The sequence below is a fragment of the Mesorhizobium sp. M0676 genome (genome assembly GCF_040320535.1).
In the GTDB taxonomy this organism is placed as follows: Bacteria; Pseudomonadota; Alphaproteobacteria; order Rhizobiales; family Rhizobiaceae; genus Mesorhizobium.
Window position 1 is genome coordinate 244,616 of sequence record NZ_JAMYPU010000006.1, and the last position, 23,139, is coordinate 267,754.

General features: G+C 62.5%; 21 protein-coding genes. 5 read left to right on the plus strand and 16 right to left on the minus strand.

The window, feature by feature from the left end:
* Positions 1–432 carry an iron response transcriptional regulator IrrA gene (gene irrA, locus NKI35_RS09205; RefSeq protein ID WP_031193300.1) on the minus strand — a complete coding sequence of 144 codons (432 nt, stop codon included), beginning with the start codon at positions 430–432 and terminating at the stop codon, positions 1–3.
* Between the two features lie 345 nt (positions 433–777).
* Here irrA and fabA point away from each other — a divergent pair, with 345 nt between their 5' ends.
* From fabA to NKI35_RS09225, 4 genes are all read left to right on the plus strand, one after another.
* Complete coding sequence (gene fabA, locus NKI35_RS09210) at positions 778–1,293, plus strand: 3-hydroxyacyl-[acyl-carrier-protein] dehydratase FabA (RefSeq protein ID WP_023669566.1); 516 nt, start codon at positions 778–780, stop codon at positions 1,291–1,293.
* Between the two features lie 122 nt (positions 1,294–1,415).
* On the plus strand, positions 1,416–2,636 hold the full coding sequence (gene fabB / locus NKI35_RS09215; protein ID WP_352739608.1) for a beta-ketoacyl-ACP synthase I: 1,221 nt from the start codon (positions 1,416–1,418) through the stop codon (positions 2,634–2,636).
* A gap of 33 nt (positions 2,637–2,669) precedes the next feature.
* Positions 2,670–3,482: an enoyl-ACP reductase FabI gene (fabI, locus tag NKI35_RS09220; RefSeq protein ID WP_023669564.1), complete on the plus strand. Its 813-nt coding sequence runs from the start codon at positions 2,670–2,672 to the stop codon at positions 3,480–3,482.
* A 184-nt stretch (positions 3,483–3,666) separates the two neighbouring features.
* A complete protein-coding gene (locus NKI35_RS09225; protein WP_352739610.1) occupies positions 3,667–5,220 on the plus strand; it encodes a putative bifunctional diguanylate cyclase/phosphodiesterase in 1,554 nt (517 codons plus the stop codon).
* Positions 5,221–5,236: 16 nt separating this feature from the next.
* Here the strand turns inward: NKI35_RS09225 and NKI35_RS09230 are convergent, their stop codons facing one another.
* The 10 genes from NKI35_RS09230 to rimP all read right to left on the minus strand — a co-directional run bounded on the left by NKI35_RS09230 (position 5,237) and on the right by rimP (position 17,461).
* Positions 5,237–6,250: a class I SAM-dependent methyltransferase gene (locus NKI35_RS09230; protein WP_352739612.1), complete on the minus strand. Its 1,014-nt coding sequence runs from the start codon at positions 6,248–6,250 to the stop codon at positions 5,237–5,239.
* 86 nt (positions 6,251–6,336) lie between these two features.
* A complete protein-coding gene (pnp, locus tag NKI35_RS09235) occupies positions 6,337–8,484 on the minus strand; it encodes a polyribonucleotide nucleotidyltransferase (protein WP_023732440.1) in 2,148 nt (715 codons plus the stop codon).
* A 278-nt stretch (positions 8,485–8,762) separates the two neighbouring features.
* Positions 8,763–9,137, minus strand: a complete 375-nt coding sequence (gene rpsO / locus NKI35_RS09240; protein ID WP_280790898.1) for a 30S ribosomal protein S15 — start codon at positions 9,135–9,137, stop codon at positions 8,763–8,765.
* 95 nt (positions 9,138–9,232) lie between these two features.
* Complete coding sequence (gene corA, locus NKI35_RS09245) at positions 9,233–10,327, minus strand: magnesium/cobalt transporter CorA (RefSeq protein ID WP_023738181.1); 1,095 nt, start codon at positions 10,325–10,327, stop codon at positions 9,233–9,235.
* Positions 10,328–10,371: 44 nt separating this feature from the next.
* The gene (truB, locus tag NKI35_RS09250) at positions 10,372–11,343 is read right to left on the minus strand and encodes a tRNA pseudouridine(55) synthase TruB (protein ID WP_352739614.1); all 972 of its coding nucleotides are present in this window, start codon (positions 11,341–11,343) and stop codon (positions 10,372–10,374) included.
* Positions 11,343–11,762: a 30S ribosome-binding factor RbfA gene (gene rbfA / locus NKI35_RS09255; protein ID WP_023669558.1), complete on the minus strand. Its 420-nt coding sequence runs from the start codon at positions 11,760–11,762 to the stop codon at positions 11,343–11,345. The genes truB and rbfA overlap by 1 nt, the downstream gene beginning before the upstream one ends.
* Before the next feature lie 161 nt (positions 11,763–11,923).
* A complete protein-coding gene (gene infB, locus NKI35_RS09260; RefSeq protein WP_023669557.1) occupies positions 11,924–14,488 on the minus strand; it encodes a translation initiation factor IF-2 in 2,565 nt (854 codons plus the stop codon).
* The gene (locus NKI35_RS09265) at positions 14,485–15,135 is read right to left on the minus strand and encodes an RNA-binding protein (protein WP_023669556.1); all 651 of its coding nucleotides are present in this window, start codon (positions 15,133–15,135) and stop codon (positions 14,485–14,487) included. Before NKI35_RS09265 ends, infB begins: the two co-directional genes overlap by 4 nt.
* A gap of 38 nt (positions 15,136–15,173) precedes the next feature.
* Positions 15,174–16,769: a transcription termination factor NusA gene (nusA, locus tag NKI35_RS09270; RefSeq protein ID WP_023669555.1), complete on the minus strand. Its 1,596-nt coding sequence runs from the start codon at positions 16,767–16,769 to the stop codon at positions 15,174–15,176.
* A 47-nt stretch (positions 16,770–16,816) separates the two neighbouring features.
* Positions 16,817–17,461 carry a ribosome maturation factor RimP gene (rimP, locus tag NKI35_RS09275; RefSeq protein WP_352739616.1) on the minus strand — a complete coding sequence of 215 codons (645 nt, stop codon included), beginning with the start codon at positions 17,459–17,461 and terminating at the stop codon, positions 16,817–16,819.
* Between the two features lie 335 nt (positions 17,462–17,796).
* Between rimP and NKI35_RS09280 the strand changes: the two genes are divergently transcribed.
* Positions 17,797–17,961, plus strand: a complete 165-nt coding sequence (locus tag NKI35_RS09280; protein ID WP_023669553.1) for a hypothetical protein — start codon at positions 17,797–17,799, stop codon at positions 17,959–17,961.
* Between the two features lie 42 nt (positions 17,962–18,003).
* On the opposite strand, the gene trmB is transcribed toward NKI35_RS09280, so the two are convergent.
* From trmB to NKI35_RS09305, 5 genes are all read right to left on the minus strand, one after another.
* On the minus strand, positions 18,004–18,705 hold the full coding sequence (trmB, locus tag NKI35_RS09285) for a tRNA (guanine(46)-N(7))-methyltransferase TrmB (protein ID WP_023669552.1): 702 nt from the start codon (positions 18,703–18,705) through the stop codon (positions 18,004–18,006).
* Between the two features lie 138 nt (positions 18,706–18,843).
* Entirely contained in the window at positions 18,844–20,109 is a 1,266-nt protein-coding gene (metK, locus tag NKI35_RS09290; RefSeq protein ID WP_023669551.1) for a methionine adenosyltransferase, read from the minus strand.
* Between the two features lie 222 nt (positions 20,110–20,331).
* Positions 20,332–20,751 carry a helix-turn-helix domain-containing protein gene (locus NKI35_RS09295; RefSeq protein ID WP_023669550.1) on the minus strand — a complete coding sequence of 140 codons (420 nt, stop codon included), beginning with the start codon at positions 20,749–20,751 and terminating at the stop codon, positions 20,332–20,334.
* Between the two features lie 137 nt (positions 20,752–20,888).
* Complete coding sequence (gene lnt / locus NKI35_RS09300) at positions 20,889–22,481, minus strand: apolipoprotein N-acyltransferase (RefSeq protein ID WP_352739618.1); 1,593 nt, start codon at positions 22,479–22,481, stop codon at positions 20,889–20,891.
* Between the two features lie 77 nt (positions 22,482–22,558).
* Complete coding sequence (locus tag NKI35_RS09305) at positions 22,559–23,029, minus strand: VOC family protein (RefSeq protein ID WP_352739620.1); 471 nt, start codon at positions 23,027–23,029, stop codon at positions 22,559–22,561.
* Between the last annotated feature and the right edge of the window lie 110 nt (positions 23,030–23,139).

Sequence of the window (23,139 nt, forward strand, 5' to 3'; positions counted from 1 at the left end):
TTAAACGCTGCGCTTCGGGCGCAGCCTCACCACGATGTCGACATTGGCGATCTCCATGCCTGCGGGTGGCTCCGGCAGGTTGGAGACGGTCACCGGACCGCTTTCTATATCGAAGATCCTGTTTTCGCCTTCGATGTAAAAATGATGGTGATCGGAGGTGTTGGTGTCGAAATAGGTCTTGGACCCCTCGACCGCCAGGATGCGCAGCAGGCCGGCCTGGGTGAACTGGTGAAGCGCGTTGTAGACGGTGGCGAGCGAGACCGGCACGCCGGCGGCGACCGCCTCTTCATGCAGTTCCTCGGCCGAAAGGTGGCGGTCGCCCTTGGCAAACAGCAGATCGGCCAGCGCAATGCGTTGGCGTGTCGGCCTAAGGCCGGCTTCGCGAACCCGCTTGTCCACAGCGACATTTTCCTTCCGGCCGCCCAGATCCATCTATCCGTCCAAGCCCACAGTTCTGCCTCAAGACACGCCCAGAGTGGCGAAAAAACTCATTCGCCGAAACTGGATACCTCCCGACATATATTCTGTTGGCCGAATACGATCAATAGAGCGACGTGCGTCCAGTTGGACGCACTAAGTGCGCTCTATAGCTGTTTTGGCGTCGCATCGTGCTTTCCGGAAATCGAAATCGATTTCGGACCGATGCGAGAGCGCGCATTGACCCGGGCAGACGGGCGAGTTAAGCGCAAACGCCGGTTTCCGGCCCGAATGGGATTGTGTTAGGAAACCAACGACAAGGGCGCCCCACCGCCCGGGACGATTATGGGGACGAGACATATGGCGGGTTCGAAATCCAGCTACGGTTATGAGGAATTGCTCGCCTGCGCCCGCGGCGAGCTGTTCGGGCCCGGCAACGCCCAGTTGCCCTACCCGCCCATGCTGATGTTCGACCGCATCACCGAGATCAGCGAGACCGGCGGCGCCCATGACAAGGGCTTCATCCGTGCCGAATTCGACATCAAGCCGGACCTGTGGTTCTTCGCCTGCCATTTCATCGGCAATCCGATCATGCCGGGGTGCCTGGGCCTTGACGCCATGTGGCAATTGACGGGTTTTTACCTCGGCTGGCTCGGCGAGCCGGGCAAGGGCATGGCGCTGTCGACCGGCGAAGTGAAGTTCAAGGGGATGGTCACGCCTTCGGTCAAGAAGGTGGAATACGGCATCGATTTCAAGCGCGTCATGCGTGGACGCCTGGTGCTCGGTATCGCCGATGGCTGGCTTAAGGCCGACGGCGAACCCATATACGCTGCGACGGACCTCAAGGTGGGGCTGTCCAAGCAATCGGCCGCCTGACCGGCGCCACTGCAGCGGCGCGTTCTTCCGAGACGCAACGCCGCTGCGGCATTTTGATTTTGCGTATGATCGCCGGTGAAAACCGACTAGGGTTCGGGATCATCCGCTGGAAGGAGTTGCGAATGAGAAGGGTCGTCGTCACAGGCCTCGGCATCGTATCGTCGATCGGCAACAACGCCAACGAGGTGCAATCCTCGCTCCATGATGCCAAATCAGGCATCAGCTTCTCAGATTCCTTCGCCGAACACGGCTTCCGCTGCCAGGTCTGGGGCGCGCCGACGCTCGACCCGATCCCTATGATCGACCGGCGCGCCATGCGCTTCCTGAGCCAGGGCGCGGCCTGGAACCATGTCGCGATGGACCAGGCGATCGCCGACGCCGGGCTTGGCGAAAGCGACATCACCAATGAGCGCACCGGCATCGTCATGGGCTCGGGTGGCCCCTCGACCCGCACCATCGTCGAGGCGGCCGAGACCACGCTCAAGAACAACAGCCCCAAGCGCATCGGTCCGTTCGCGGTCCCGAAGGCGATGTCGTCGACCGCGTCGGCGACGCTCGCCACCTGGTTCAAGATCCACGGCGTCAACTATTCGATCTCGTCGGCCTGCTCGACCTCGGCGCATTGCATCGGCAACGCCTACGAACTGATCCAGTGGGGCAAGCAGGATGTGATGTTTGCCGGCGGCCATGAGGACCTCGACTGGACGATGTCGGACCTGTTCGATGCCATGGGGGCGATGTCGTCGAAGTATAACGACAAGGCGTCAACAGCGTCACGCGCCTATGACGCCAATCGCGACGGCTTCGTCATCGCGGGCGGCGCGGGCGTCCTCATCCTGGAGGAACTCGAACACGCCAAGGCGCGCGGCGCCAAGATCTACGCTGAGATCGTCGGCTATGGCGCGACGTCGGACGGTTACGACATGGTGGCGCCGTCGGGCGAAGGCGCGGTGCGCTGCATGCGCCAGGCTCTGGCGACGGTGTCCACGCCGGTCGACTACATCAACACCCACGGCACCTCGACGCCGGTCGGCGATTCCCGGGAAATGGGCGCCATCCGAGAGGTGTTCGGCGACACGATGCCGTTCATCACCTCGACCAAGTCGCTGACCGGCCATTCGCTGGGTGCCGCCGGCGTACAGGAATCGATCTACTCGATCCTGATGATGCAAGGCGGCTTCATCGGCGAGAGCGCCCATATCGAAAACCTCGATCCCGAATTCGAGGGCATGCCGATCGTGCGCAAGCGCATCGACGACGCCAGGATCGACACGGTTTTGTCCAACTCGTTCGGCTTCGGTGGCACCAACGCAACGCTGATTTTCCAGCGCTATTCCGCATAAGGCCAGCGTTTTTTTGTAGGGGGATTGCCGGCCATGGACGGACTGATGAAGGGCAAGCGCGGGCTTGTCATGGGCGTCGCCAACGATCATTCGATCGCCTGGGGCATCGCCAGGAAATTGTCCGAACACGGGGCGGAGCTTGCCTTCACCTATCAGGGCGACGCCTTCGGGCGCCGCGTCAAGCCGCTTGCCGAGAAACTTGGGGCGTCACTGGTGGTGCCGTGCGACGTCGAGGACAGCGCATCGGTCGCCGCCACCTTCGAGACGCTCGGCAAGGAATGGGGCGGGCTCGACTTCGTCGTCCACGCTATCGGCTTTTCCGACAAGAACGAGCTCAAAGGGCTCTACGCCGACACCAGCCGCGACAATTTCGTCCGCACCATGGTCATCTCCTGCTACTCCTTCACCGAGGTCGCCCGCCATGCCGCCCCGCTGATGAGCGAAGGCGGCGCGATGATCACGCTGACCTATGCCGGCTCTGTCCGCGTCATGCCGAACTACAACGTCATGGGTGTCGCCAAGGCCGGGCTGGAAGCCAGCGTGCGCTATCTCGCCAACGACTATGGCCCGCGCGGCATCCGGGTGAACGGCATATCGGCGGGACCGGTGCGTACTTTGGCCGGCGCCGGAATCTCGGACGCCCGCCACATGTACTCCTACCAGCAGCGCAACTCGCCGCTGCGCCGCACGGTGACCATCGACGAGGTCGGCGGCTCGGCGCTCTATCTTTTGTCCGACCTCTCGTCAGGCGTCACCGGCGAAATCCATTATGTGGATTCCGGCTATCACATCGTGTCGATGCCAACCCTGGATGAGTTGAAGCAGACCGACAGCGTACGCGATTAATTCACCAGTAAAATTAGATGCATCGGCGGAAACTCATTTTAAGGAGATATCCGCTAGAAGTCTTATGGGCTTGGGCTCTGCGCGTTCTTGCTGGGCGCAAAGGATGCTTTAGCCTTTATGAATTTGCGCGTGATATTTCCCGAAAGTCGAGTTGATTTCGGGATCATGCGACAGGGACTGAGCAATGCCTGCTGTCAGCAACCCGAAGCGAACACCTGTGTTCCGGCTGCTCACCGTCGCCAGTTCGGGCCTTGGCAGTTTCATCCTTGGGCTTTGGGGCCTCCGGCATGGTTTCGGGGACGGCTTTGCCGGCATGCAGGCGGAAACCATGGTCGGCATCGCGTCGGCGCTATGCGCGCTGGCCGCCGCCGGTGCTGCCTTGTCCTTCTTCGCCGGCGTCGATGAATCGGTGGACTACGTTTTCAACGAAACCCATTTCGACAAGCTGACCGGGCTTTTGGCGCGGCCGGCGATGGTCGGCAGGATTGCCGACGCGGCGTCCGCGACGATCAGGACCGGTGAGCCGGTGTTCCTCATCGACATCGACATCGACCGCTTCAAGCAGATCAACGACGCCATCGGCTACAGCCATGGCGACGAACTGATCCGCGGCTTCACCAAGCGGTTGAAGGCCTGCATGCCCGAAGGCGCGGTGATGGGGCGCATCGGCGCCGGCGAGTTCGCTATCCTTGTCTGGGAACACCAACTCCAAAGCTCGATGGAAAGCACCGTCGAAACCATGATCGAGGAGATGCTGAAGCCGTACCAGCTCGATTCTCACCTGCAGTCGGTCGGCCTGTCGGTCGGCATCGTGGCGATGCCAAAGGATGGCGTCGATCCGGTCCTCATCCTGCGCCGCTCCAACCTGGCGCTGCAGAATGCCCGCGCCGGCGGCGTGGGCAACTGGTCGGTCTTCCATTCCGACATGGGCCAGGTCGCCGACTACCGCCACTGGATCGAATCCGAACTGCACATCGCCTTCGACCGTGGCGATTTCGACCTTCATTACCAGCCGCAGCTCGACCTGCCGACCGGCCGTGTCGTCGGCTACGAGGCGCTGATCCGCTGGAAGCACCCGGAACGCGGCATGATCCCGCCGATGGAATTCATTCCGATCGCCGAAGAGACCGGCATGATCCACCCGATCGGCAATTGGGTGCTGAACAAGGCCTGCAGCGATGCCCGTCATTTGCCCGAGGACTGCTTCGTTGCCGTCAACATCTCGCCGGTCCAGTTCATGACCAAGGATTTCGTCGGCATCGTGCGCGACACGATGGCCAGCACCGGCATCAAGCCGTCGCGCCTGGAGCTCGAACTGACCGAGACGGCGATGATGCAGGACCGTGACCGCGCCGCGATCATCCTGCAGCAGCTTGCCGACATGGGCATCTCGGTGGCGGTCGACGATTTCGGCACCGGCTATTCCAATCTGAGCTACCTGATCGACTTCGCCTTCGGCAAGCTGAAGATCGACCGCTCGTTCGTCAGCCGCATCGACACCGATTCCAATTCGGGCGCCGTCGTCTCTACCATCGTTGGCCTGTCGCGGGCGCTCGGCGTCGGCATCATCGCCGAAGGCGTCGAGACCGAGAACCAGGCGACGCTCTTGCGGGCGGCCGGCTGCGAGATGGTGCAAGGCTATCTGTTCGGCAGGCCGGCGCCGCTCAAGATCAAGCCTGGCGACATCAGACCGACCATTCCCGTCCACGAGCCGGCGCGCATCGTCAGCATGCATTGAGGTGACCGGCACCGTCCTATCGGCGCGCGGAGAAAACCTTGAACATGCCGTCGCGGGCGAGCTCGGCATGGCTGGAGAAGACGGCCTTCAGAACCGGTTCGTAAGGCAGCTGACGGTTCGCCACCATGAACAGCCGCCCGCCCGGCTTCAGCGCCTTGCCCGCCGCCTGGATCATGCCGGCGCCGATTTCCGGCTCGGCCGCCCGGCTGCGATGGAAGGGCGGGTTCATGACGATGGCATCATAGCGCCGCTCGACCGGCTCGCTCAGCAGATCGGTCCAGAAGAAGCCGGGCTCGAAGCCTGTCTGGCCGATATTGCCCCTGGCCGCCTCAAGCGCGTCGAAATCCGCTTCGTAAAGGTCGAGCCCTGTTATGCCGGGTGAACGTGCCGCGACCTCGGTGGCGACATAACCCCAGCCGGCGCAGAAATCGGCAATGTTGCCGCGCAGGTCTTTGGGCAGGTTGTCGACCAGAAGTTTCGAGCCGGCATCGATGCGGTCGAAGGAGAACATGCCCGGCGCAGTGCGGAAGCGGTCCTCTACGACCAAGGCAGGATTGGCGACGCGCAGTTTTTCCGCAGGCGCCAGATCGATCGGACGGCGAAGCCAGAAGGCGATGCCGTGATATTTCGGCAGATGCCCTTCGATGGGGACAAGCTCGTCGATGCGCTTGCGCAGGCTGGCGATGCCTTCGTCCTTACCGCCGGCGACAATGATCAGACCGCCCGGCGTGACGCGTTCGATCGCCTCGGCAATACGCATCTCGTTTAGCCCACGATGGCGGCCGGCAAGCACGAGCGCTGCATCGAATGCATCGCCTTCCGCGCGCGGCGTTACCTTGTGACCGGCACGCTCCAGCGCTCGGAGATGCGGCCGGAAACCCTGTGCAAGATGGAGCTCTGCCTCGAAGCCTTCCGGCAAGCGGAAGCCGGGCTCCGCACCCAGGAACAACACACGCTCGCCCTTTTGCGGCAGAGGGAGCCCCTCGGCCTCGAAGGGATGGAACAGTGTCTTCAGCGGCTCAGCGGCCATTCTTCGATTCTCATATCGTAGACGGATCTTAAACGAAAACGGGCGCGACATAAGCCGCGCCCGTTTCAACTCTATTGCCAGACCACTCAGGCGGCGTTTTCTTCGCCTTCGGCCTTCTTGTCGCGGGCGATTTCCTTGCCGGTGGCCTGGTCGACGACCTTCATCGACAGGCGGACCTTGCCGCGCTCGTCGAAGCCCATCAGCTTGACCCAGACCTTGTCGCCTTCCTTGACGACGTCCGAGGTCTTGGCGACCCGGTCGTTGGCAAGCTGCGAGATGTGGACGAGGCCGTCACGCGGACCGAAGAAGTTGACGAAAGCGCCGAAGTCGGCGGTCTTGACGACCGTGCCTTCGTAGATTTCGCCGACTTCCGGCTCGGCGACGATGGTATGGATCCACTTCTTGGCCGCCTCGATCTCCTTGGCGTTCGACGAAGCGATCTTGACCGTGCCGTCGTCCTCGATGTTGATCTTGGCGCCGGTCTTCTCGACGATCTCGCGGATAACCTTGCCGCCGGAGCCGATCACGTCGCGGATCTTGTCGGTCGGGATGTGCATAACCTCGATGCGCGGTGCGAACTCACCGAGTTCGGGGCGGGCGCCGGTCAGAGCATGCGCCATCTCGCTGAGGATATGCTGGCGGCCATCCTTGGCCTGGTCCAGCGCGATCTTCATGATCTCCTCGGTGATGCCCTCGATCTTGATGTCCATCTGCAGCGAGGTGATGCCGCTTTCGGTACCGGCGACCTTGAAGTCCATGTCGCCGAGGTGATCTTCGTCACCCAGGATGTCGGACAGAACCGCGAAGCGCTCGCCTTCCTTGATCAGGCCCATCGCGATACCAGCAACCGGCTTGGCCAGCGGAACGCCGGCATCCATCAGCGCCAGCGATGTGCCGCAGACGGTGGCCATCGACGACGAACCGTTGGACTCGGTGATCTCCGAGACGACGCGCAGCGTGTAGGGGAACTGGTCCGCGCTCGGCAGCATCGGACGGATAGCGCGCCAGGCGAGCTTGCCGTGGCCGATTTCGCGGCGGCCTGGCGAACCCATGCGGCCGGTCTCGCCGACGGAGTAGGGAGGGAAGTTGTAGTGAAGGAGGAACTTCTCCTTGTACATGCCGGTCAGCGAATCGACATACTGCTCGTCCTCGCCGGTACCCAGCGTGGCAACGACCAGCGCCTGGGTCTCGCCGCGGGTGAACAGCGCCGAACCGTGCGTGCGCGGCAGGACGCCGACTTCCGAGACGATCTTGCGGACGGTCTTGAGGTCACGGCCATCGATGCGCGAACCGGTGTCGAGGATGTTCCAGCGCACGACCTTGGCCTGGAGTTCCTTGAACACCGAACCGATCTGCTCGGAGGTGTACTTGGCGTCTTCGCCTTCGGCCGGAGCGAACGCTGCCTTGACCTTCGCCTTGACGGCGTCGACGGCGGCGTAACGCTTCTGCTTGTCGACGTTCTTGTAGGCATTGCTGAGCTCGTCGCCGACGATCTTCAGCATTTCGGCTTCGAGCGCGGAGTAGTCCGGCGCCGTGAAATCGCGCGGCTCCTTGGCGGCAACTTCGGCCAGCTTGATGATGGCGTCAATCACCGGCTGGAAGCCCCTGTGGCCGAACATGACGGCGCCGAGCATCAGCTCTTCGCCGAGTTCCTTGGCTTCGGACTCGACCATCAGCACGGCGTCGGCGGTGCCGGCGACGATCAGGTCCAGCCTGGATTCCTGCATCTCATCGACATGCGGGTTGAGCACGTATTCGCCGTTGATGTAGCCGACGCGCGCACCACCGATCGGGCCCATGAAGGGAACGCCCGACAGCGTCAAAGCGGCCGAGGTGGCGACGATCGACAGGATATCGGGATCGTTCTCGAGGTCATGCTGGACGACGGTGACGACGATCTGGGTGTCGTTCTTGTAGCCGTCGGCGAAGAGCGGGCGGATCGGGCGGTCGATCAGGCGGGAAACCAGCGTTTCCTTTTCGCTCGGACGTCCCTCGCGCTTGAAGTAGCCGCCCGGGATCTTGCCGGCGGCGTAGGTCTTTTCCTGGTAGTTGACGGTCAGCGGGAAGAAATCGAGGCCTGGCTTCGGCTCCTTCATCGAAACGACGGTGGCGAGAACCTTGGTTTCGCCGTAGGTCGCAAGCACCGCGCCGTCAGCCTGACGTGCGATCTTGCCGGTTTCCAGGATGAGCGGACGGCCGCCCCATTCGATTTCCACTTTGTGGTAGTTGAACATATCTTGTCCTTAATAAGCGGAAAGGGCCGCGCCGTTTCACGGTGCGCGGATGCCCTTTCCCTGGCTTCCTTTCTCGGGCAGCCACGGGCAAGACAACGGGAAGCTCGGGTAGATTTCGGCGCTGGTTAGCGCACGAGCGTCCTGCAATCCTGCCCCATGACCGTCCATGGGCGGTTTCGAGTGGCCTCTGCACGCTCGAAACCGGGTCTGGCCAATCGATGCGACTGGCAGAATGCGCGACCGGCGGGCTCTCCTTCGAAAGCCCGCCGGTCAATTCGTCAACGGCGCAGACCGAGCTTCTCGATCAACGTCTGATAGCGCGCGTCATCCTTGCGCTTGAGATAATCAAGCAGGCTGCGGCGCTGGGAGACGAGAGCGAGCAGACCACGGCGGGAATGGTTATCCTTCTTGTGGTCCTTGAAGTGGTCGGTCAGGTTCTTGATGCGCTCGGAAAGGATGGCCACCTGGACTTCCGGAGACCCGGTATCGCCCTTGGCGGTTGCGAATTCACCCATCAATTCCTGTTTGCGCTCGGCAGTAATCGACATCGTGTTTTTCCTTATCTGTTTGAGGAAACGGGTCGCCCTCAGCCGGGATGTCGTCCAGCAGGGGCCGGTGCAAGCAAAGCGACATGGCGCGATGCTGCGGCGCATATAGGGCAATTCCCCGGAAAACACCAGCCCATTCATAAAGCCGGCTTGTCGCAGCCCTTTGCTCGGGAATCCAGGATTCCCCTGACACCGAAACCTTACAGCCACTTCTTGCTTTTGAAGAAGACGATCAGCCCGACAGCAACGGCCAGCATGAACAGCAGCGAAGCCGGGTAGCCATAGTAGGCTTTCAGTTCCGGCATGTTCCACGGCGAGATCTCGGGATCGAAATTCATCCCCCAGATACCGACCAGGAAGGTTAGCGGCATGAAGATCACCGAGACGATGGTGAGATAAGAGATGACGTCGTTGGTGCGCGCCTGGCTCAGCGACAAATGCATTTCGATCAAGCCGGTCAGCATATCACGCTGGTTCTCGACCAGCTCGATCAGCCGCAATGCGTGGTCGAGCGTGTCGTTGAAGAAGATTTTCGTCTCCGGCTTCACATAGGGCACGTCGTTGCGGATCAGCGTCGCCAGCGCGTCGCGCATCGGCCACAGCACGCCCTTGAGCACATTGGCGTCGCGCCGCAATTCGTGCAGCTGGCGCATCTGATGCTTGTGAGGCGTGTTGAGCATCTCGTCCTCGATGCCATCGACCTCCTCGCTCGCGGCCTCAATCGGCGGGAAATAGCTGTCGACGATGGAATCGATGAGCGCATAGGCCAGATAGTCGGCGCCGCGCATCCGCAAGCGGTTGGGCAACGCTGCGGCGATGCGCTTGCGCACGGGGTCGAACGGATCGCCTTCGCGCTCCTGGAAGGTGACGACGAATTTCTTGCCGAAGAACACCGCGATCTGCTCATAGCGATGCACCTTGACGTCGTCGATCATGCGCATGACGACGAAGGCGTGGTCCTCGAAGAAGTCGACCTTCGGCCGCTGGCCGGTGTTGACGACATCTTCCAGAGCCAGTGGATGCAGGTTGAAGATCCGGCCGATCTCCTCGATCAGCTGGATGTTGGCGAGACCGGTGCAGTCCAACCAGACGACCGGCCAGTTGTCGCAATGGGTGTTGAGATCGTCGATGCTGGCATCGTTGATGGTCTTGAATTTTTCAGGCGAAATCAGCGTCAGCCGCAGCTCGGACCGTCGCGCCGCCGGATCGGCGATCAGCGTGCCGGGCGAGGCGCCAACCGGCGGCCGGCGCGTTGTCACCGGCGCCCGCTTCTTCACCGCCTCAGCCTTTGCCATGTGCCCCTCGGATGTGACGTCGACGTAAGACTAGACGAGAGTGGTCAGCCGACAAAGACCCGCTTCGGCTTGAACATGCCTTGCTCGATGGCGCCGATGGCGACAAGCTTGCCGCGCGCGGTGGCGCAGGCTTCCTCGGCTTCCACGGGCGCGTCGCGGCCGCGGATGATGACGGGATTACCAAGGCGGATTTTCGTCGCCGCTTCGTCGCTGATGGCAATCTGCGGCAGGCAGTCGAGCGCGGCAGCCGTGTCGACGAGCAGCGCATCGATTGCGCCAAAGTCGATCGGCGCGTCGGCAACATCGGCGTCGCCCTCTTTGTCAGCTTCGCGCTGTTCGCCGAAACGGGCGGCTTCCAGTTCGGCGACGGTGACGAAATCCTCCTGGGTGAACGGCTCGACCTCGACCCTGCGCAATTCAGCGATGTGGCCGAAGCAGCCGAGGTCGCGGCCCATGTCGCGGGCCAGCGAGCGCACATAGGTGCCTTTGCCGCATTCGACCTCGAACAAGGTGTGGCCGGCAGCGTGCTCGACGATGTCCAGACGGCCGATCTCGATCTCGCGCGCGGGGATGTCGACTGTCTCGCCCCCACGGGCGAGATCGTAGGCGCGTTCGCCTGATATCTTGATGGCCGAGAATTGCGGCGGTGTCTGCATGATGACGCCGGTGTAGTTCGGCAGCAGCGCCCTGACATCGTTTTCCGCCGGACGGCGGTCGGAACTTTGCGTCACCGGGCCTTCGAGATCGTCGGTCGAACGCTCCTCGCCCCAGGCGACGGTGAACCGGTAGATTTTGGCGCCGTCCTGCACATAAGGCACGGTCTTGGTTGCCTCGCCGAGCGCGATCGGCAGCATGCCAGAGGCCAGCGGGTCGAGCGTGCCGGCATGGCCGGCCTTTTCGGCCTGGAAAAGCCATTTGATCTTGGAGACGGCTTCGGTCGAACCCATGCCAACCGGCTTATCCAGCACCACCCAGCCGGAGATCGGCCGGCCCTTCTTCTTGCCGCGGCGCCCCACTATTTCTCGTCCTTGTCGTTGTCTTCGCCATCGGCACCCAAGTCTCGCGCGACTTCGGGCGATTTCAGCAGATCGTTGATCCTGGCGAAATTGTCGAAGGACGTATCGAGCTTGAAGCGGAACTCCGGCATGAATTTCATCTGGCGGAGCGCGCCGGAGACGCGGCCACGGACGAACTTCGCGTGCTTGTTGAGCGCGTCGATGACCGCACCCGTGTCCTTGGCGCCGAGCGGCGAAACGAAGGCAGTGGCGACCCTCAGATCAGTCGACATGCGCACTTCCGAGACCGAAACCACGGTGTTCTCGATCAGCGGGTCGATAATCTCGCCGCGCTGCAAGGTTTCCGACAGCGCATGGCGCACCTGTTCGGCGACGCGAAGCATGCGCTGGGATGGGCTGGAGGCGGTTGGACGGGGCATTTTTCTCAATCCGGAAAGCGTGAGGCGCGGGATGGGACCGTGCCGCCATGTCTCATATTTGTTCTATGCATGTCGTTTATCCCGCACTTTTGGGCGACAGGCATTAATGTTAGGGCGGCGGTCTTTCGACCACCGCCCGGTCGTATCGACAGTATACGAACTCAGAGCGTCCGGGTCACCATCTCGACGCGGAAGCACTCGATGATGTCGCCGACGCGCATGTCCTCGTAGTTCTGGAAGGCCATGCCGCACTCCTGGCCGCCCGGAACTTCCGCGACTTCATCCTTGAAGCGCTTGAGGGTCTTCAGCGTACCTTCATGGATGACGACGTTGTCGCGGATCAGGCGCACGCCCGCTCCACGCTCGACCTTACCTTCGGTGACACGGCAGCCGGCGATCTTGCCGACCTTGGTGATGTCGAAGATCTCGAGGATCTCGGCATTGCCAATGAAGGTCTCTCGGCGTTCCGGCGACAGCAGGCCGGAAAGTGCTGCCTTCACATCATCGACGAGGTTGTAGATGATCGAGTAGTAGCGGATTTCGATGCCCGCGGCCGCCGCGGCCGCACGTGCCTGCACGTTGGCACGGACGTTGAAGCCGATGATCGCGGCCCCCGAGGTCTCCGCCAGCGACACGTCGCTTTCGGTGATGGCGCCGGCGCCGGCATGAACGATGCGCGCACGCACCTCGTCGGTGCCAAGCTTGTCGAGAGCGGCGTTGATCGCCTCGATCGAACCCTGCACGTCGCCCTTGATGACCAGCGGGAATTCCTTCAACCCGCTTGTCTGCAGCTGCGACATCATCTGTTCGAGCGAGCCGCGCTGGCCGGCATGGCGAGCCACTGCCTTCTCGCGCGCCAGACGCTGGCGATATTCGGTGATCTCGCGGGCGCGGGCCTCGTTGTTGACGACAGCGAAGCGGTCCCCGGCTTGCGGCGTGCCCTGCAGGCCAAGCACCTCGACCGGCATTGCCGGCGGCGCCTCCTTGATCTGCTCGCCACGGTCGTTGACCAGCGCGCGCACCCGGCCCCATTCGTTGCCGGCGACGAGGATGTCGCCCGGCATCAAAGTGCCGGTCTGCACCAGTACGGTGGCGACGGGGCCACGGCCCTTGTCGAGCTGGGCTTCGATGACCACGCCCTCGGCGGTACGGTCCGGATTGGCCTTGAGGTCGAGGATTTCGGCCTGCAGCAGGATCGCCTCGAGCAGCTTGTCGAGGTTGGTGCCCTTGGTCGCCGACACTTCGACGTCCAGCACTTCACCGCCCATCGATTCGACGAACACCTCATGGCGCAGCAGTTCCGACCGCACCTTCTGCGGATCGGCATCATGCTTGTCGATCTTGTTGATCGCCACGATGATCGGAACGCCGGCCGCCTTGGCATGGCTGATCGATTCGATGGTCTGCGGCATGACGCTGTCGTCGGCCGCCACCACCAGGATGGCGATGTCGGTCGCCTGAGCGCCGCGGGCGCGCATCGCCGTGAAGGCGGCGTGACCGGGCGTGTCGATGAAGGTGATCTTCTGACCGTTCTTCTCGACCTGGTAGGCGCCGATATGCTGGGTGATGCCGCCGGCTTCGCCGGAGACGACATTGGCATTGCGGATGGCGTCGAGCAGCGAGGTCTTGCCGTGGTCGACATGGCCCATGATGGTCACGACAGGCGGCCGCGACACCAGGTCCTCGGCATTGTCGGCAATGTTGAACAGGCCTTCCTCGATGTCGGACTCGGCGACGCGGCGGACCGTGTGGCCGAATTCGGTGGCGACCAGCTCGGCCGTGTCGGCGTCGATGATGTCGCCCGGCTTCAGGATCTGGCCCTGCTTCATGAAGTACTTGACCACATCGACAGCGCGCTCGGACATGCGCTGCGCCAGTTCCTGGATGGTGATGGTTTCAGGCAGGATCACTTCGCGCATAACCTTCTCGCGCGGCTCATTATGCATCGCGCGCTTGAATTTTTCCTGGCGGCGACGCATCGACGACAGCGAGCGGGCGCGCGCGTCCTCGTCGGAAAGCGCCGTGTTGAGGGTCAGCTTGCCGCGACGACGGTCTTCCTCGGCCTTGGTCGGCTTGGCCGGGCGCGCCACTTCGGGCGTAACCGGACGGCGTACCGGGGCGCCGGCGGCGGTGCGCTTCGGCTTGACCTCTTCCTCGTCGTCCGATGCCACAAGCTCGGCAGCCTGCGGCGCGCGGCGGCGCGCTTCTTCCTCGGCGCGGCGGCGGGACTCGGCCTCGGTCTGCAGGCGGGCTTCTTCCTCGGCCTGACGGCGCGCGGATTCCTCGCGCTCGCGCTTGCGGCGTTCCTCATCCTCGTTGCGGCGCTTGGCCTCTTCGATGGCGCGTTGGCGGTCCTCGACGTCGCGAACCTTGGAGCCTTCGAGCGCCCTGCGGCGCGCTTCCATTTCATTGCGCGACAGTTCGTTCAGCACCATGCCGCCGCGTTCGGCCGGCGGCGGCGGAGGCGGCGCCTTGGGCGCTTCCTGCACGACGGGGGCTGCCACTACCGCGGGCTTGGGCGTAAATACGGGTGCAGCCACCGGCTCCGGCTTGTCGCCGGGCATGGAGAATTTGCGCTTCTTGATCTCGACCTGGACCTGCTTGGTGCGGCCATGCGAGAAATTCTGTCGCACGACGCTCTGCTCGGTACCGGGGCGCTTCAGCGTCAAGGTCTTCTTCGGTGTAACACTCAACGTCTTGTCGTCGCCCGATTTCGTATCGCTCATTCCATATCCTCTGCAGCATCATCTTCGTCAGCAACGGCCGCAAGCATTGCCAGATCGTCGGGGGTTCCGCCCCGATATCGGTCGAGCGCAACCATGCGCCTCTCAACCGCCTTGCCCGCGTCTCCCGCGAGAACGGCAGCATGTATCACATTTGTACCCCCCAATGCCAAGCTCAACTCGGCCTCGGAGAAAAGTTTGTAGGCAAGGACTGCCGGCCCGCCGAGGTGGACAGTTGCCCGCCGCGCCTGACTGATCTTGCGCACGCCATCGTCGGATGCCTCGGTCGCGTGGAGCACGAAAAGCGCCAACCCCGAGCGCACCGCGCTCTCGACCTTGGTTGCGCCGAGTGCGATCGAGCCAGCCTTGCGGGCAAGGCCAAGCATACCCAAAGCGGATCGTGCAAGCAGTCCGTCGACCATGCCGCCGAGATCGGGCGGCACGACGACCTGCGCCTTGAAGGCGCGGGCAAACAGGTTCTTCGCCGCCGCCTTGTCGATATGTAGGCGGTCAGCGCTCACCCAACAACCACGGCCGGGCAGATTTCTCTTCAGGTCAGGAACGACGGCCGAATCCGGGCCGACGACGAAACGGATCAGCTCATCCGGCTCGGCTTGCTTGCGCGTGACGATGCAGGTGCGATCGTTCATCTCGTCCTGGGGCGGGTTGTGTGCGATGCGGTTTCACCTCACGCACCAACGGCTTCGTCAGCCGGGACCTGTTCGGCTGCAAGCTCGTCTTCGGTGATCCAGCCGGCCTTGAGGCGGGCTGCCAGAACCATCTGCTCGGCGTCGGCGCGCGACACGCCGTGATTGGCGAGCACACCCGGGAATACCTTGGTCTCGCCGTCCTTGCGTTCCTTCCAGCCGGTCAGGTCGTCGGCGGCATAGCCGGCGAAATCCTCGATCGTCTTCACGCCATCCTCGCCGAGCGTCACCATCATGGCGGTGGTGACGCCAGGGATCTCGCGCAGTTCGTCGGTGACGCCCAGCGCCTTGCGCTTGTCGTCATGCTCGGCTTCGATCTTCTCCAGATATTCGCGGGCGCGGGTCTGGATCTCCGAAGCGGTGTCTTCGTCGAAACCGTCGATCGAGGCGATCTCGCCCGAATCGACATAGGCAACTTCCTCGACGCTGGTGAAGCCTTCGGAGGCCAACACCTGGCCGACCATCTCGTCGACATCAAGGGCTTCCATGAACAGCGACGAGCGTTCGACGAATTCCTTCTGGCGGCGCTCGGACTCCTCGGCCTCGGTCAGGATGTCGATGTCCCAGCCGGTGAGCTGCGAGGCAAGACGCACGTTCTGGCCGCGACGGCCGATGGCCAGCGACAGCTGGTCGTCGGGAACCACCACTTCGATGCGCTCGGCATCCTCGTCGAGCACCACCTTGGCGACTTCCGCCGGCTGCAGCGCGTTGACGATGAAGGAGGCGGCCGAAGGCGACCACGGAATGATGTCGATCTTTTCGCCCTGCAATTCGCCGACCACGGCCTGGACGCGGCTGCCGCGCATACCGACGCAGGCGCCGACCGGATCGATCGACGAGTCACGCGAAATGACGGCGATCTTGGCGCGCGAGCCTGGGTCGCGGGCGACCGACTTGATCTCGATGATGCCGTCATAGATTTCCGGCACTTCCATGGTGAAGAGCTTGGCCATGAACTGCGGATGGGTGCGCGACAGGAATATCTGCGGGCCGCGCTGTTCGCGGCGCACGTCGTAGACATAGGCGCGGACGCGGTCGCCGTACTTGTAGTTTTCACGCGGGATCAGCTCGTCGCGGCGGATAATCGCCTCGCCACGGCCGAGATCGACGATGACGTTGCCATATTCGACGCGCTTGACGGTGCCGTTGACGATCTCGCCGATGCGGTCCTTGTATTCGTCATACTGGCGGTCGCGCTCGGCCTCACGCACTTTCTGCACGATGACCTGCTTGGCTGACTGGGCGGCGATGCGGCCGAAATCCATTGGCGGCAGCTGTTCGGCGATGAAGTCGCCAAGCTGGGCGTCCGGATTGCGCTCGCGGGCCGAGGAAATGGCGATCTGGGTGGCGTAGTCGTCGACCTTCTCGACCACTTCCATCAGCCGCTGCAGCTTCATCTCGCCGGTGTTGGCGTTGATGTCGGCGCGGATGTTGGTTTCCTGGCCGTAGCGCGAGCGCGCGGCCTTCTGGATCGCATCAGCCATGGCGGCAATGACGATCGACTTGTCGATCGACTTTTCACGCGCCACCGCGTCGGCGATCTGCAGCAGTTCAAGTCTGTTGGCGCTTACAACCATCTTATTTCTCCCGAGCTTGTTGCCGAGCTTTTAGGCCCGGCCGCTCATCATAGTTCCTGTTCGATGTCGTCTTCCGCGCCGCCTTCAGCACCTTCGGGTACATCATCAGCTTCGCCGCGGCGTTTCTTGGCTTCCTTGCGTTCCCGGTTGTCCTTCGAAAGGGCATCGCGAATAAGGTCCTCGGTGAGGATCAGCCGCACATCGGCGATCGCGTCATAAGGAATGCGAACCGTCGGCTCTTCGCCGTAGGCGGCCTTGTCGCGCTCGATCAGCATGTCGTCTTCGCCGGCTTCGGCGATCTTGCCCTTGAAGCGCTTGCGGTCGGCGACCGGCACCGAGGTTTCCATCTTCACCAGATGGCCGGTCCAGGTGACGAAATCCGACTTGCGTACCAGCGGCCGGTCGATGCCCGGCGACGACACTTCGAGATGATAGGCCTTCTCGATCGGGTCATCGACGTCGAGCGCCGGCGACACAGCGCGGCTGACCTCTTCGCAATCCTCGACGGTCATGGTGCCGTCCTCGCGTTCGGCCATGATCTGCAGCGTCAGGCCGTTCTGGCCCGACAGATGCACCCGCACGAGGCGGAAGCCAATGCCTCGCAACACCGGCTGAACGATCAGCGCGATGCGCGCATCGATACCGCTTTCGCGGATGATGCGGTCGTCGGCTTCGCTTGCCGTTGCAGTCATGCGGTTCCTGTCGTTCTCTGGATCAGGATGATCGTCGTCCCGAACCATCTCTTTGCTGATGGCTGACCGGCAGGTAATAAAAAAGAGCGGGACCGGGTGGACCCACTCTTCGTCATACCGACCAAGAATTTGAGGTTGATATAGACGATCCCGGCCGGTGTTTCAAGTCTGTTGACGGGCCGGGCAGAGTGCAGCCGGGGACGGCTGGCAGGATTGCGCGCGGCGCATGCCGGCTATGCGGTAACGGCCCTGTGATCCCGGATTTCACATCCCTATCTATGTTGCACTGCACAAATCAAAGATGAGCGCGCGGTGGCGCGCGAAAGGTCAAGACAATGAGCAACCGTACCGTGTTTTCCGCCATAGGCGACGCCTTTGCCCTGTTCGGCAGCGCCGTTGCCGCCTCGCGGGCCGTCGAAGCCGGCCGCAAGCCGCGCGCCAACGATCTGCGCCGGCTCGGCATGGACCCGACCGCTTTCGGCAAGATCGGCCGTTTCTGAAGCCAGACCGGCTGTCGATGCGGGACACTTTCCCGCATCGAACTATTTTCTGATGAAGGTGAGATAGGCCGGCCGTCGGCCCTCGCGAATGGCTTTTGCCTCGTAGCGTGTGCCCGGCCAGCCTTCATAGGGCCGATGCCAGTCGGCCCCATCTTGCACCTGCCAGAGGAGCGCGCCATGCGCCCGACAGTGCAACAAGGTCCAGTTCACATAGGTGTCGATGTCGGATGCGAAGCGGAATTTTCCGCCCGGCTTCAGCACGCGCGCGAACCGATCGAGGTTGAGCGGGCTGACAAAGCGCCGCTTCCAATGCTTTTTCTTCGGCCAGGGATCGGGGTAGAGCAGATCGATGCCGTCGAGCGACGCCTGCGGCAACCAATCGAGCAGGCGCGTGGCGTCGTCGTCATAAACGCGAAGATTGGCAAGCGGCTTTTCCCGCACCGCCATCATCAACTTGGCCATGCCGTTGACGAACGGCTCGACACCGATGAAGCCGGTCGCCGGTGCCTCCGTGGCACGGTGCAGCAGATGCTCACCGCCGCCGAAGCCGATTTCCAGCCGAACCGTTGAAACATCCGCTGAGAATAGCGCGCGCAATTCTGCCGGTGCCTGGACGGAGAGGTCGAGGCCATACGCTCCAAGACCGCTTTCCAGCGCCGCGGCCTGCTGCGGGCGAATGGTCTTGCCGTGCCGGCGGCCGAAGAACCCTTCGGTCGCGCGGCTCCGCCTGTCCTGTGGATCCATGGCCTGGTCGCGCGCCGCGCTTAGATTGAGATGAGATTTGGGATTGAGATGAGATTTGGCTGAAATCTCATCTCAATCTAATCCTTTGTTGGAGCATGATCTTTTCCAAAAAACCGGTACCACTTTTTGGAATCATGCCTAAGCAGCGATCGCGTCCTTGAGCGCCTTGGCCAGATCGGTCTTTTCCCAGGAGAAGGACCCGTCTCGGCCGGCCTTGCGGCCGAAATGGCCGTAGGACGAGGTCTTTGCGTAGATCGGCTTGTTGAGGTCGAGATGCCTGCGGATGCCGGATGGCGACAAATCCATCACCGTGCGCAGCGCTTCCTCGAGCTTGGCCTCGTCGACCTTGCCGGTGCCGTGCAGGTCGACATAGACCGACAGCGGCTGGGCAACGCCGATGGCGTAGGACAGCTGGATGGTGCAGCGGTCGGCGAGCTTGGCCGCCACTACATTTTTGGCGAGATAGCGCGCCGCATAGGCGGCAGAGCGGTCGACCTTGGTGGTGTCCTTGCCGGAGAAGGCGCCGCCGCCGTGCGGGGCAGCACCACCGTAGGTGTCGACGATGATCTTGCGGCCGGTCAGGCCGGCGTCGCCGTCCGGTCCACCGATGACGAACTTGCCCGTCGGGTTGATGTACCACATGCAATCGTCGGCGATCTTGAGGTCGCCGAGCGCCTCACGGATGTAAGGCTCAACGACCTTGCGGACCTTCTTGGAATCCCAGGTCGCGTCGAGATGCTGCGTCGACAGCACGATCTGCGTCGCTTCGGCGGCTTTGCCATCGACATAGCGAACGGTGACCTGGCTCTTGGCGTCGGGTCCGAGCTTGCCGGCTTCGCCGTTGTTTTCGTGACGGGCAGCGGCGAGCAGTTCGAGAATCTTGTGGCTGTAATAGATCGGCGCCGGCATCAGGTCCGGGGTCTCGCGGCAGGCATAGCCGAACATGATCCCCTGGTCGCCGGCACCCTCTTCGCCCTGGCGGTCGGCGGCGTTGTCGACTCCCTGGCCGATGTCGGGCGACTGGCCGTGCAGCAGAACCTCGATCTTTGCCGTCTTCCAGTGGAAGCCGGCCTGCTCGTAGCCGATTTCGCGGATCGCCTTGCGGGCGACCGACTTGAACTTGGCCGGGTTGACGACCGAATGCCCGGCGGCGTCCTTGAGGATGTTGCCGGCTTTGTCCCGCTTCAGCAGAGTATCGGGAACCCTTACTTCGCCGGCGATGACGACGCGGTTGGTGGTTGCGAGCGTCTCGCAGGCGACGCGAACTTTCCATGGGTCCATGCCGGTCTTCTTGGCCTCGCGATAGACCAGATCGACGATCTCGTCCGAGATGCGGTCACAGACTTTATCGGGATGACCCTCGGCCACGGATTCCGAGGTGAAGAAGTAGTTCTGCCGCGTCACGGGTGTCCCCTCTTGAAAAAACGATCGGCAGGGCTGCCGATTTTGGCGCGCCACGTGTTAACGGTGCCGGGCGCCGCTCGTCAAGCGGTGCCGCGGTTATGGCATGAGTGCCGCAGCAATATATCTTGTACCACCGGCGGCTTGGCGCCGCCGGCAGTCGAGCCTCTGGGCCACTCGGGCCCAGGGGATTACTGGGGCCAATGGGTCAATCGACCCACCGAATCACTCGGCATCTTCGGCAGAAAGGGACTTCACAAGGTCGATTATCCGGCGGCGCACCTTCACATCCGCGATCTTGACGAACGCGCGGTTGAGCTGAAGCCCTTCCGGACTGCCGCAGAATTCGACGGCGAAAGCCATCGAAGTGTCCTCGGCAAATCCTCTATTACCCACCGGCTCCTGCCCTGGCGCATCCTCGAAAAAGAAGGCGACAGGCACGCTGAGTATCGAGGCTATTGCCTGCAGACGGCTGGCGCCGACGCGGTTCGTTCCTTTTTCATATTTTTGGATCTGCTGAAACGTAATACCGAGATTTTCACCAAGCTTTTCCTGGCTCATTCCAAGCATATTGCGCCGAAGGCGGACGCGACTTCCGACATGGATGTCGATCGGATTCGGTTTCTTCTTGTTTTCTTCTGTCATTTTTTCCTCGCCGAATTTTTCCGGCCTTTTCTATTTTTCTCGCCCAAACGAAGCCGGAGCCAACTGCCCCAACAGAAACACCAACCGACTTAGAGAAAATTAGGCGGTAACAGTATGAGTTTCTAATGTGTCGACTGTCAATTCACCCGTAGCCGTTGCCTTACGTTCAAGCTGAGGGCGATTGCGGCAAACACCAACATGATCAGCATTCCGTTAATGCGCCGCCCCGCGGCGGAGATGAAGGCTTGGCCGGAGATCGGCACCCGCACGTCGATGGCGCCACGTGCATCGACCGCCAATGCGTCGACGATGCGTCCCCGCGTATCGACAACGGCGGAAATGCCGTTGTTGGCGGCGCGCAACAGCGGCAATCCGTTTTCCACCGCGCGAATCTGAGCCTGCCTGAAATGCTGGTACGGCCCGGGCGTGTCGCCGAACCATGCGTCGTTGGTGACGTTCACAATAAGCTGGGATGACGTTGCGTCAACAGCCACAAGATCAGGAAAGATCACCTCGTAGCAAATAAACGGCAAGGCGCTGATGCCGCCGGGCAAAGCGATCGGATGGCGCTCGTTGCCGGCGGCGAAATTCATCGGCCCGGCGACGAGCTGTCCGATGCCGAAGCGGCTGAGCAGACCGGAAAACGGCAGATACTCGCCGAACGGCACCAGATGGACCTTGTCGACGGCATCAGCGATTTCGCCCTTGTCATCGATCGCCACCACCGAATTGTAGTAGCGGCTGTCGGCATCCGCCCCCGATCCGCGCTCCTCGCGCACGACGCCGGCAATCAGCATCTGACCAGGCTGCAGCATGTCGCCGAGCGCGGTCAGCGCGTCCGGACGCTCGGTGAATAGGAACGGCACCGAGGTCTCCGGCCACAGGATAAGTTGCGGTTTGTCATGACCGGGATCGGGCGCTGCGGCCGACAGGCCCATCATCGTGGCGAAGATGCGGTCGCGCACCGAGGCGTCCCATTTTTCGCTGAGGTCGACATCCGGTTGCACGATACGGACATCGAGAGTGCGGGTTGTCGGCTTGTCGGGGGTCGCGAGCCTGACATAGCCGAAGCCGGCATGGGCGGCGACGAGAATGGCAAGCAGGACCACACCGAGACGGACATGCCGGCGTGCTGCAAGCAAGGCCGGCATGGCGAAGACAAAGACCGCCAGCGCGTTCATGCCGACCATGCCGGTCACCGACACGCTTTGCATCAACAGCGGCACGGGCATCGCCGCATAACCGACGGCATTCCAGGGAAAGCCGGTGAACAGGAAGCCGCGCAGCCATTCCGTCAGGCCAAAAGCAAAGGCAAGGGCGGCAATGCGGCCAATGTCGTTGGTCCATAACAGCCGCGCGACGACGGTGGCGAAGCCGTAGAAAGATGCCAGCGCCAAAGGAATGCCGACGACCGCGAAGGGTAAGGCCCAGGCGAAACTGTCGGCCTCGACCAGAAGCGCCTCACCGATCCACCACAGGCCGGCGAGGAAATAGCCGAAGCCGAACCACCAGCCGACGGCAAAAGCCGGCCGCAGGCGCCTGAGCCAGCCGTCGGAAGCCTCGCCGGTGGCGCCGTCGAGCAGCCAGACCAGCAGTGGAAACGAGACGAAACAGACGGCGAAGAAATCGTAAGGCGCCTGGGCGAGCACCGCCAGCGCCCCGGCAAGAAACGCCACCAGCGCGCGCCGCCAGCCCCAAAGCAGAATTATCCGGCCGGCAAGGCGCTCCATACAGACTTCCCAGGTCGCGCGAATCAGGAGCCAAGATTTATCAGATTTATTGAAACGCGAACCGGCCGATCGCTGCGCTATCGGTGCCATCCCTCGATGGTGAGCCCGCTCAGGTGCTCGGCCTCCTCGCGCGGCACCGTGCGCAAGGTCTGGGTGAAGGTCCAGACATGGCCTTCGGGGTCGCGCGCCCGATACTGCCGTTCGCCGTAGAAATGGTCGGCAGGCTCCTCGACGATTTGGGCTCCAGCCGCCATTGCCCGCTCACAATGCACGTCCAGGCCGTCTTTCAGACGCACACAGACCGACTGAGTGTTCTTGCCGCCGACGCTTACCGGACTGGCAATATGATCGGCCCATTCGGAATCGACGGTGATGTAGCCGTCGCCAAAGCGCATTTCGGCATGGACCAGCCGTCCGTCGGCGTCGCTGACCACCATGCTCGGCTCGAAGCCGAAGGCCGTTTCGAGCCATTTCAATGCGGCTCGCGGGTCCTTGTAGAAGACACCCGAGCCAAAGGTTGAGTGCTTGAAGGGATCGTCGATCGTCATCAGCCGGGCAACGTTCTGTCCTAGGTGTTTAGTCCCAAGGTTTGATGGGTTGGATCGAGCCTGAATCGTTCGGGCTCTTTTGTCCAGATTTTGCAGATGTATTCAAAGGG

Bases quoted from the DNA above. Each gene is read 5' to 3' on its own strand.
- fabA (WP_023669566.1), top strand. From the start codon at position 778: ATGGCGGGTTCGAAATCCAGCTACGGTTATGAGGAATTGCTCGCCTGC.
- NKI35_RS09280 (WP_023669553.1), top strand. From the start codon at position 17,797: ATGAGCAACCGTACCGTGTTTTCCGCCATAGGCGACGCCTTTGCCCTG.
- irrA (WP_031193300.1), bottom strand. From the start codon at position 432: ATGGATCTGGGCGGCCGGAAGGAAAATGTCGCTGTGGACAAGCGGGTT.
- corA (WP_023738181.1), bottom strand. From the start codon at position 10,327: ATGGCAAAGGCTGAGGCGGTGAAGAAGCGGGCGCCGGTGACAACGCGC.
- NKI35_RS09225 (WP_352739610.1), top strand. From the start codon at position 3,667: ATGCCTGCTGTCAGCAACCCGAAGCGAACACCTGTGTTCCGGCTGCTC.
- lnt (WP_352739618.1), bottom strand. From the start codon at position 22,481: ATGGAGCGCCTTGCCGGCCGGATAATTCTGCTTTGGGGCTGGCGGCGC.
- rbfA (WP_023669558.1), bottom strand. From the start codon at position 11,762: ATGCCCCGTCCAACCGCCTCCAGCCCATCCCAGCGCATGCTTCGCGTC.
- NKI35_RS09230 (WP_352739612.1), bottom strand. From the start codon at position 6,250: ATGGCCGCTGAGCCGCTGAAGACACTGTTCCATCCCTTCGAGGCCGAG.
- rpsO (WP_280790898.1), bottom strand. From the start codon at position 9,137: ATGCGCCGCAGCATCGCGCCATGTCGCTTTGCTTGCACCGGCCCCTGC.
- nusA (WP_023669555.1), bottom strand. From the start codon at position 16,769: ATGGTTGTAAGCGCCAACAGACTTGAACTGCTGCAGATCGCCGACGCG.
- fabB (WP_352739608.1), top strand. From the start codon at position 1,416: ATGAGAAGGGTCGTCGTCACAGGCCTCGGCATCGTATCGTCGATCGGC.
- NKI35_RS09305 (WP_352739620.1), bottom strand. From the start codon at position 23,029: ATGACGATCGACGATCCCTTCAAGCACTCAACCTTTGGCTCGGGTGTC.
- NKI35_RS09265 (WP_023669556.1), bottom strand. From the start codon at position 15,135: ATGAACGATCGCACCTGCATCGTCACGCGCAAGCAAGCCGAGCCGGAT.
- trmB (WP_023669552.1), bottom strand. From the start codon at position 18,705: ATGGATCCACAGGACAGGCGGAGCCGCGCGACCGAAGGGTTCTTCGGC.
- fabI (WP_023669564.1), top strand. From the start codon at position 2,670: ATGGACGGACTGATGAAGGGCAAGCGCGGGCTTGTCATGGGCGTCGCC.
- rimP (WP_352739616.1), bottom strand. From the start codon at position 17,461: ATGACTGCAACGGCAAGCGAAGCCGACGACCGCATCATCCGCGAAAGC.
- pnp (WP_023732440.1), bottom strand. From the start codon at position 8,484: ATGTTCAACTACCACAAAGTGGAAATCGAATGGGGCGGCCGTCCGCTC.
- infB (WP_023669557.1), bottom strand. From the start codon at position 14,488: ATGAGCGATACGAAATCGGGCGACGACAAGACGTTGAGTGTTACACCG.
- NKI35_RS09295 (WP_023669550.1), bottom strand. From the start codon at position 20,751: ATGACAGAAGAAAACAAGAAGAAACCGAATCCGATCGACATCCATGTC.